The organism is Pontibacter harenae (assembly GCF_020907245.1).
Lineage (GTDB): Bacteria > Bacteroidota > Bacteroidia > Cytophagales > Hymenobacteraceae > Pontibacter > Pontibacter harenae.
Genome location: NZ_JAJJWH010000112.1, coordinates 1 through 305, shown reverse-complemented (window position 1 = coordinate 305; position 305 = coordinate 1). Strand labels below are relative to the sequence as shown.

Here is a 305-nt window from a genome sequence, read left to right as displayed (position 1 = left end):
TGATGTCGCTCCACTTCATGAACTGGATGCGCTGCTCCATGGTAAGCCACACGCTCCTGCCGCCCGAGGGCTGCACCGTACCGATGCCGTAGTCGAAGGTGAGCGGAGAGAGCAGCACCCAGGCGCCGAGTATGATGATCATCCAGTATACCCAAAGCGTCTGCATGTGGTGCATGTGCAGCATCTGCTCGCGCATGTCCTCCGACATCATCATGTCCTTTTTCTTGTCCTGCTTCTGCTCGTCATTATGTTTATCATCCTGCCCGCCCTGGTGCATTCCCTTGTTATGCTGGCGTATCTCCTTC

At 55.7% G+C, this 305-nt stretch carries 1 pseudogene; it reads right to left on the bottom strand.

Annotated elements, in window-relative coordinates:
* A pseudogene (locus LN893_RS20425) lies at nucleotides 1-305 on the bottom strand (vitamin K epoxide reductase family protein); the annotation flags it as partial.